Origin of the sequence: Streptomyces violens, assembly GCF_000717745.1 — a bacterium.
Classification (GTDB): domain Bacteria; phylum Actinomycetota; class Actinomycetes; order Streptomycetales; family Streptomycetaceae; genus Streptomyces; species Streptomyces violens.
The window spans coordinates 323,160-329,425 of record NZ_JOBH01000008.1 but is presented as its reverse complement, the minus strand read 5'-3'; the positions used below and the strand labels follow the sequence as shown (position 1 = coordinate 329,425).

8 protein-coding genes are annotated in these 6,266 nt (G+C 71.2%); 2 read left to right on the top strand and 6 right to left on the bottom strand.

All coding sequences use genetic code 11. The annotated features are described in order from the left end of the window. The first annotated feature begins 231 nt into the window (after nucleotides 1-231). Nucleotides 232-1,419: an 8-amino-7-oxononanoate synthase gene (locus IF04_RS0117680; RefSeq protein ID WP_030257934.1), complete on the top strand. Its 1,188-nt coding sequence runs from the start codon at nucleotides 232-234 to the stop codon at nucleotides 1,417-1,419. A gap of 82 nt (nucleotides 1,420-1,501) precedes the next feature. On the opposite strand, the gene IF04_RS37505 is transcribed toward IF04_RS0117680, so the two are convergent. Both IF04_RS37505 and IF04_RS0117675 read right to left on the bottom strand, forming a co-directional pair. Beyond that, nucleotides 1,502-1,738: a DUF397 domain-containing protein gene (locus tag IF04_RS37505; protein WP_078600418.1), complete on the bottom strand. Its 237-nt coding sequence runs from the start codon at nucleotides 1,736-1,738 to the stop codon at nucleotides 1,502-1,504. A 34-nt stretch (nucleotides 1,739-1,772) separates the two neighbouring features. Next, nucleotides 1,773-2,645: a helix-turn-helix domain-containing protein gene (locus tag IF04_RS0117675; RefSeq protein ID WP_030257931.1), complete on the bottom strand. Its 873-nt coding sequence runs from the start codon at nucleotides 2,643-2,645 to the stop codon at nucleotides 1,773-1,775. Between the two features lie 256 nt (nucleotides 2,646-2,901). On the opposite strand from IF04_RS0117675, the gene IF04_RS0117670 reads away from it, so the two are divergent. Continuing rightward, nucleotides 2,902-3,369 carry an ATP-binding protein gene (locus IF04_RS0117670; protein WP_030257927.1) on the top strand — a complete coding sequence of 156 codons (468 nt, stop codon included), beginning with the start codon at nucleotides 2,902-2,904 and terminating at the stop codon, nucleotides 3,367-3,369. A 113-nt stretch (nucleotides 3,370-3,482) separates the two neighbouring features. Here the strand turns inward: IF04_RS0117670 and IF04_RS0117665 are convergent, their stop codons facing one another. The 4 genes from IF04_RS0117665 to IF04_RS0117650 form a co-directional block, all read right to left on the bottom strand. Continuing rightward, entirely contained in the window at nucleotides 3,483-4,124 is a 642-nt protein-coding gene (locus IF04_RS0117665; RefSeq protein WP_030257924.1) for a GNAT family N-acetyltransferase, read from the bottom strand. 123 nt (nucleotides 4,125-4,247) lie between these two features. Further along, on the bottom strand, nucleotides 4,248-4,769 hold the full coding sequence (locus IF04_RS0117660; protein WP_030257923.1) for a C40 family peptidase: 522 nt from the start codon (nucleotides 4,767-4,769) through the stop codon (nucleotides 4,248-4,250). A gap of 529 nt (nucleotides 4,770-5,298) precedes the next feature. Beyond that, nucleotides 5,299-5,610: a hypothetical protein gene (locus IF04_RS0117655; protein ID WP_030257920.1), complete on the bottom strand. Its 312-nt coding sequence runs from the start codon at nucleotides 5,608-5,610 to the stop codon at nucleotides 5,299-5,301. Between the two features lie 4 nt (nucleotides 5,611-5,614). Then, complete coding sequence (locus tag IF04_RS0117650; RefSeq protein ID WP_030257919.1) at nucleotides 5,615-6,253, bottom strand: ATP-dependent Clp protease proteolytic subunit; 639 nt, start codon at nucleotides 6,251-6,253, stop codon at nucleotides 5,615-5,617. Nucleotides 6,254-6,266 lie beyond the last annotated feature (13 nt).

Genomic DNA, 6,266 nt, shown 5'->3' with positions numbered 1-6,266 from the left:
GGATGTCGCCAGTACGGCGAGTGCCTCTTCGCGGGTCGGCGACTCGCGCCGCAGACCCTTCTCCACCAGAGCGTTCAGCAGGTCCATGGCGAAGATCCTGTCCTACGGCACCGCCCGGGGCCAAGGAGGATTCCCACAAGGCCGCTGGTTGGCGGTGTGTGTATCGCCACACCGTAAGCAGGCGTAACGACCGCTAACGTCTATCGACAGCCAACAAACCCGAGGAAGCCGATGCCTGCCGATCCCGCCGCCGCCCAGCCCGGTAACGACCCCTTCGCCTGGATCGACGAGGCGCGCGAACGGCGTCGCGGCGCCGGGCTCGTACGGACGCTGAACCCGCGCCCGGCCGACTCGCCGCTCCTGGATCTGGCGAGCAACGACTACCTGGGCCTCGCCCGGCACCCCGAGGTCACCCGGGCCGCCGCGGCCGCCGCGCACCGCTGGGGCGCCGGCGCGACCGGCTCCCGGCTGGTCACCGGCACCACCGAACTGCACGCGCAGCTCGAACGCGAACTGGCCGAATACTGCGGTTTCGAGGCCGCACTGGTCCTTTCTTCGGGTTACGCGGCCAACCTCGCCGCCGTCACCGCGCTCACCGCGCCCGGCTCCCTGGTCGTCTCCGACGCCGGCAACCACGCCTCCCTCATCGATGGCTGCCGCCTCTCCCGCGCCCGTACGGCCGTCGTCCCGCACAGCGACCCCGAAGCCGTGCACAAAGCCCTCGACGCGGCCCACGCCGAACCGGACTACGAAGGCCGGGCCGTGGTCGTCTCCGACTCGGTCTTCTCGGTGGACGGCGACGCGGCGCCGCTGGCCGGGTACGCCACCGCCTGCCGCGCGCACGGCGCGGCGCTACTGGTGGACGACGCGCACGGACTGGGCGTACTGGGTGAGGGCGGCCGCGGCGCGCTGCACGCGGCGGGCCTGGCGGGGGACCGGGACGTGGTCGCCACCATGACGCTCTCCAAGTCCCTGGGCAGCCAGGGCGGTGCCGTACTGGGCCCGGCGAAGGTCATCGAGCATCTGGTCAACACGGCCCGTACGTTCATCTTCGACACCGGCCTGGCGCCTGCCGCCGCCGGTGGTGCGCTCGCCGCGCTCCGGCTGCTGCGCCGCGAGCCGCGGCGCGCGGACCGGGCCCGTGCCGTGGCCCGCGAACTCCACCGCCGCCTGACGGCAGGGGGACTGTCCGCGGTCCTTCCGGAGGCCGCGGTGGTCTCCGTGCGGGCACCCTCGCCCGAGGCGGCCGTGCGGTGGGCCGCCGACTGCCGTGCGGCGGGTCTGATGGTCGGCTGTTTCCGTCCGCCGTCCGTTCCCGACGGTATTTCGCGGCTCCGGCTGACCGCCCGTGGGGATCTGACCGACCGGCAGATCGACGAAGCGGTCGGCGCGATTCTTTCGACCGCGCCGACCGCTTGACCGAATTCCCCGGAACGGGTGTCGGAATTTTATTCTTGAACCGGTTCCGGGGAGGGCTGGATCAGCCCTTCTTTTAGCTGGATCAGCCCTCCTTTATGGGCCGACCGGTGTGCAGGGCGTCGACAAAAGCCCGCCATGCAGGGACCGCAAACAGCAACGCCGGTCCCGAAATGTCCTTCGAGTCGCGCACGGCGAGAGTTTCACCGTTGACCCGGGCGGTCTCGACGCAGTTGTTCATTCCCGTGCTGCGCGTGCTGCGCACCCAGCGCGCGCCCGTAAGGGCCGTGCTGGCGGGTACGTACCGCGGCGATGCCGTCATGTTGGAGCCTCCTCAACGCGCCCGGGCCGGGCTGTCAGCCCTCTGCGGCCCGGGCAATCAAAGCCGATGATTCCTCGCATGAGAGGGCGTGCCCCCGCAGCGTGTCGAATGCATCGCTGTACGCCCTGAGGTCCTCTTTGCGTTCGAGATAGAGGCTACTCGTCAAATGGTCGAGAACCACCACATCCAAGTCAGCAATGAGCGGAAAGGAGAAGATAACGAAAGGGCCCGTGATGCCGATGTGGACCCCGGCAGTGAACGGCAGCACCTGCAGCCGCACGTGCGGCAGTTCCATGACCTTCAGGAGATGCCGCAATTGGGCTTTCATCACCTCTGGACCACCCGCCGGACGGCGTAGTACCGCCTCGTCCAACACGGCTGAAAGTTTCAGCGGAGGGTCTCCCTCCAGAACGCTCTGCCGCGCTATACGGACGTCGACAAGCGCATCGATTCTGCTCTGCGGCAGGTCGGCCAGCGCGGCCCGCGTGACGGCCCGTGCGTAGTCCGGGGTCTGCAGCAGCCCCGGTACGACCGTCGTCTCCAGCGTTCGCGCGTGCGAAGCGCCGGCCTCCAGGCTGATGAAGTCCCGGTACTGGGGCGGCAGCAGGTCGCGGTAGGTGTGCCACCAGCCGCGCCCGGCGTCCCCGCCGCTGCCGCCGCCCGCGTCCTGGCCGCACAGCGCGGCCAGTAGTGCGCGGGACTCCTCGTCGCGCACGTCATAGGCGTCCAGCAGCCGTTCCACGTCGGCCGGACGCACTCCGCTCCGGCCGGTCTCTATCCGGCTCACCTTCGACTGATGCCAGCCCACAAGACGGGCGGCCTCGCCGCTCGTGAGCCCGGCCAGATTCCGACGGCGCCTCAACTCCGCACCGAGCTTGCGACGGCGCACTGCGGGACCGTGGTGCATGAACCCTCCTCACGGACGTACCGCGATTCGTCATAACTGACACCGATGCGTCAGTGTGCCGCCCAAATACGGTCTCGCGTAGCAGAGTTCACCGCTTCGGGCGACAGATATATGCATATCTTGGTGGATGGCTCACGGCAGGGGCAGCATGAGTGGCAGTCTGGCGCAAAGCAGCGGCAAGGGACCGATTTTCGGACCCGATCATGTCGCTGTCCAGCGAGGAGACGGCCTCGGGTGGGAAAGGGACGGCGCGGCGATGGCGGATCACCAGGAAGCATCACTGACCCTGCCGAGCGCGCCCGGCTCCGTGCCGATGGCGCGCAGATACGTTACGGGAGTTCTCACGGAGTGGGACGACACACCGGCCGGCGCGGGCCGCGCCGAACTCCTCGACTCCGTCCGGCTCATCGTCTCCGAGCTGGCCACCAACGCGGTCGTGCACACCTTGGGCCGGTCCCCGACCTTCACGGTCGACGTCCACCTCGACCGCCACGAAGTCCTGCGCATCGGCGTCACGGACGACCACCCCCGGATGCCGCGCCGGCTGCCCGCCGCGGTCCAGCAGGACAACGGCCGCGGCATGGTCATCATCCGCTCCCTCGCGGCGGAATCCGGCGGAAAGATCACCGTCGAACCGACGGAGAGCGGCGGCAAGACGGTCTGGATCGCCCTCCCGTGGCCGGTCCCGGTGCCGCCCGCGGAACAGCGGACGGCCGGCACCTGACCCGCCCGCCGAACCCCGGGCGGCACACCTGACCCGCCCGAATGCGGCCGAGATCATTCGCCCGGCACCTACCGCGCTTGCGGGCCGCCCCCGATCCGTCGTGGCTCCTCGCCCTACCGGTCGCGCTTCAGCAGCGCCTCGGCCCCCACGGGGACGAACCCCGCGGCGAGCAGCGCCCGCACGCTCGCGGCGTTCGCCGGCGCCACCTGGGCCCACACCGGCTCACCCGGCGGCACGAGATGCCGGCCGGCCGCCGCGAGAAGCCGCCCGAGCCCCCGCCCGCGCGCCGCCTCCGCCACCTCGAAGGCCACCTCCCACCGGCCCGCGACCCCGCGCCCGACCACGACGGCGGAACCCTCCTCGTCCACCGTCCACGCCCGCACACCGTCGCGGTGGCGCAGCGCCCGCGCGATACGGGGATGCGCCGGGTCCCGCGTCTCACGCAGCCCAAGCGGGGGAGGGCCCGGCAGCGGCCCGGCGACCGTGAGCAGATCGATGTTCTCGATCTCCCGGCCCGTCCGGGCGGCGAGCGCGCCGAGGAACGAGGGGCTGAGCGGGCCGGAGAGGTCGCCCGGCGCGATCCGGGCGTGCACCCAGTCGGCCGCGACATCGGCGAACACGACGGCGCATCCCGAGAACGAGATGACTCCCCAGTCGCGTTCCGAGGGCGGGGGCAGCACGCTCACCGTCCCGTCGGCGGGCGGGAAGCCGCCTCGGGCGGCGGCGGTCAGGGCCTTGGCCAAGTCATCGATCACGGCCGTAAGTTAGCGCCCGATCCCTTACCGGTACTGGCCCTTACCGGTGCCCGAAGAAGGGCGGGGCCGCCGGCCCCGCCCCCTCGATGTCACCTCTGCGTCAGCTCCGCATAAACACCCGCATCACGCCCGTCCGTACCAGACGCGCCCGGTCCAGATCCGTTCCTTGCGTACCGAGGCGCCCGGCTTGGGCGCGTGCCACATGCGGCCCTTACCGGCGTAGATGCCGACGTGGTACACGTACCGCCCCGAGTGGAAGAAGACCAGGTCACCACGCTTCCGCGAGGATGCCTTGATGTGCCGCACATGACGGTACTGGGAATCCGCCGTACGCGGCAGCCGCTTCCCCACGCGCTTGAACGCGTACTGCGTGAGCCCTGAGCAGTCGAACCGGTGTGGCCCCTCGGCCCCCCACGCGTACGGCGCCCCCTTCTTCGACGCCGCGACCCGCAGTGCTGCCTTGCCGGAGGACCCCGAGGTTGCCGCCGACACGGCGGAGGTGGCACCGGAGGCGGGCGCCGCCGAGGCGTCCCCCGCGCTCCCGGGCACCAGCAGCGCCAGCCCGAGGGCCGACACCACCCCGGCACGGGCCAGCAGACCCGGCGCGGCCACACCACGAACAGGAAGATCAACGCGCGCAGTCATGCGCACTCCTTCGTCAGCCGCCTGCGAAGGAAGACCTGTCGGGTTCGGGCAGGCGAAGATGCCCGGCCGGATGTACCGCCGCCCAAGGCGGTACGGGCTTCACCCCAAGGGACCGCACGGCCTGTACAACGGCCGCGGCCCCGTCGTGCTCGGGTCCTCCGCTCCTGCCGGTCCACGCGTATCGACCAGGCGCCCGGGTACGGCGGCAGGATTCGGCGTCCGCCCGGACCGCCCCGCCGCTGCGGCGGGGGCTTGTCGTCGGGGGGATCGTGACGCAGGGCCGGGGCGGTTCAGGCGCAGAACATGACTTGTGTGAAGGTGGTCACGCCTGATCCGTTCGGGTGGACAGCCGCGGTCCGTCGAGCGGCCCGCGCCCCGTACGCACCCCCGTACCGGGGCCGTCGTACCGCCCGCAACGCGACACGTCGACGGAGAGCGCAAGTCGAACTACGCCGCAAACGGACCGAGGAGCACCTCAACGGCGGTAGCCCGATCGGATTCCGCGCCCGGGTGGAACGGAATCGTCCCGTCATTCCTCATCAGGCGGCGGCACGGCGACGAGACCGGCCCGCCGCTCACCGTCCAGCACCCGCAGCGCGCGGGTGAGCGTCTCGGCGTGCAGCTCGGTCTCGCCGCGCTCATGCATCAGCGCCAGCGCGTCCCGCAGCGCCACCGCCCGGCCCACCAGCGCCTGCGCCGCCCGCAGGCCCCGGTACGTGCCCTCGCCGCGGGCCGGATTGATCCGCCCCAGGAGATCCAGGATCTGGAGGTAACTGTCGATGACTGCGCCCTCGGCCCGGGTCAGCGCGGGCAGCGGCGGCAGCTCGGGAGGCAGGGCCATCACCTCACCTCGCGCCGGGCGCCGCGGACGAGGACGCCTTGCGGCTGCGGGTGAGCCCGTCGACCAGCCCGTACGCCAGGGCCTCCGGGGCGCTCAGGATCTTGTCGCGCTCGATGTCGGCGCTGATCCGCTCGCGCGACTGTCCGGTGTGCCGGGCGAGCAGCTCCTCCAGCAGATCGCGGGTGCGCAGCATCTCCTGGGCCTGCAGGGCGAGATCGGAGACCTGGCCCTCGATCGGGTCGCTGAAGGACGGCTGGTGGATGAGGATGCGGGCGCCGGGCAGCGCGAGCCGGCGTCCGGGGTGGCCGGCGGCGAGCAGGACAGCCGCGGCGGAGGCGGCCTGTCCGAGGCAGACCGTCTCGATGGGGCTGGTGATGAACTGCATCGTGTCGTAGATCGCGGTCATCGCGGTGAACGAGCCGCCGGGGGAGTTGATGTACAGCGAGATGTCCCGCTCGGGCGCGGCGTGTTCGAGGTGCAGGAGCTGGGCCATGACGTCGTTGGCCGAGGTGTCGTCGATCGGGGTGCCGAGGAAGACGATGCGCTCCTCGAGCAGCTTGGAGTACGGATCGAGCGTCCGGGTGCCTTGTGTCGTGCGCTCGGTGAACTCCGGGAGGACGTAACGGGCCGTGGTTCCGCGCATGAGGCTGCTCCTC